Origin of the sequence: Kitasatospora putterlickiae (genome assembly GCF_039527695.1) — a bacterium.
GTDB lineage: Bacteria > Actinomycetota > Actinomycetes > Streptomycetales > Streptomycetaceae > Kitasatospora > Kitasatospora putterlickiae.
In genome coordinates this window covers 36,046-37,883 of sequence record NZ_BAAAKJ010000224.1, presented here as the reverse complement: position 1 = coordinate 37,883, position 1,838 = coordinate 36,046, and the positions used below count along the sequence as shown (strand labels likewise).

Genomic DNA, 1,838 nt, shown 5'->3' with positions numbered 1-1,838 from the left:
GCGGCCAGCGCCGGGTCCCCCTCCAGGATCCGCCGGTGCAACTGCTCCAGCTCGGCGCCCGGCCCCACCCCCAGCTCCGCCAGGAACAGCTGCCGCACCCCCCGGAACACCGCCAGCGCGTCCGCCTGCCGCCCGGCCTGGTAGAGCGCGCGCATCAGCAGCCCGTACGCCCGCTCGTGCAGGGGGTGTTCGGTGGTCAGCGAGGTCAGCTCCGGGATGCACCGCGAGTAGCGGCCCAGCGCCAGGTCCAGGCCGATCCGCTCCTCCAGCAGGGTCAGCCGCAGCTCGTCCAGCCGCTGCCGGTGCCGCTCCGCGAACGGCCCGGGGATCCCCGCCAACGGCTCGCCCTGCCACAGCTCCAGCGCCTGGTTGAGCAGGTCGCGGGCGCGCAGCGGCTCGGCCCGGGCGGTCCGCTCCGCCTCGGCGGCCAGCGCCTCCGCCTGCGCCGTGTCCACCGCCAGCTTGGGCAGGACCAGCCGGTAGCCGTCGCCCATCGAGACCAGGACGCTGCCCGGCGCCTTCTCGCCGGACCCCGCTCCCTCCACGGGATCCACGGCGTCCAGCACCTTGCGCCACCGCCACGCGTACGTCCGCACCGTGGTCATCGCCGCACTCGGCGGCTCCTCGCCCCACAGCGCCGCGATCAGGTCCGTGGCGCTCGCCGAATGGCCCGGCCGCAGCAGCAGCACCGCCAGCATCGCCTGCTGCTGCGGGCTGCCCACCTTGAGCGCCGTCGCGCCGCGGTGAGCCCGCATCAGACCCAGTAAGGAAAAACGGAGATCGCGCATCCTGCCCCCTGCCGCCCAGGACAGTGCCCGCCCCGCCCGTGCACATGTCAGCTTCTGTGTGACGCTATTAACCCCGAGGCCGTGCGCGGTGTCGAGGCTCCGTTGAGCCTGTGGTGACCGCGCGTTGAACCCGACCGGCCAGAATCACCGTGCCGGGGGCCGCCGGAGACGGTCCGGCCAAGCCCCCTCCTTCACCTCCCGCGACCGGACACCCCTGGTGCCCGGCCGTGATCGCCCCCGCCCTCGGCCGTCGACGGCGTCGGGCGCCATGACGATACCTTCGGAGGCGGACGTCGTGAACACCGCTTTGCTGTACAACCTGCTCGACGTCGACCCGGCCGACGGGCCGGCCGAACTGCTCCACCGTGCCCGCGGCAGCCGTCACCTGCCCCATCTCGTGCTCTCCGCCCTGGCCCGCGACGACGTCCGGATGGGCGAGCCCGCCCGCGCCGAACTGCGCCGCGCCCGCACCCGCGCCGGCCACTACACCCGGCTCGCCCACGACCTCGCCCGCTCCACCGGCGTCCGGGCCATCCACGGCCTCCCGCTGGCCGGCTACTACCCGGCAGACCTGCTCCGGCCCCAGGACTCCCTCGACCTGGTCGCCCCGGGCGAGGCCGCGCTCTGGCAGGCCGTCGTCCGCCTGGTCACCGACCACCCGGTGGAGACCATCGACGTCACCCTCCTCGGCGAGCGCCCGCACCACACCGCCGTCACCGTCCGCTGGCCCGCCGAGGACCCGCTGCTCGACCCCTGGTACCGCGTCCACCTCACCACGGCCGCCCTCCCCGGCGACCGCACCACCGTCCCGGTCCGCCCCTACCTCGTCGCCGACGACCACGTCGAGTGCCTGATCGCCCTCGCCGAGGCCCACCTGCGCACCCCCGCCGGGACCGACCTCGACCCGCTCACCCTCCTCGACCTCTCCTGTCTCACCCACCAGCCCTTCGAACCCGCCGAGACCGCCGCCGTCCTGGCCGCCTACCGCCTCGCCCCCGAGGCCGCCGCCCTCCTCGACCTCGCCGCCCCCCGCCTCCGCCTCGGCACCCT

At 75.1% G+C, this 1,838-nt stretch carries 2 protein-coding genes; one reads left to right on the top strand and one right to left on the bottom strand.

What is annotated here, in order from left to right; genetic code table 11:
- Window positions 1–755, bottom strand: a 755-nt coding sequence (locus tag ABD308_RS22525; protein ID WP_344337992.1) for an AfsR/SARP family transcriptional regulator, incomplete at its 3' end; no start/stop codon positions are given.
- A 328-nt stretch (window positions 756–1,083) separates the two neighbouring features.
- Here ABD308_RS22525 and ABD308_RS22520 point away from each other — a divergent pair.
- The coding region (locus tag ABD308_RS22520) for a hypothetical protein (protein WP_344337990.1) at window positions 1,084–1,838 on the top strand (755 nt) is incomplete at its 3' end.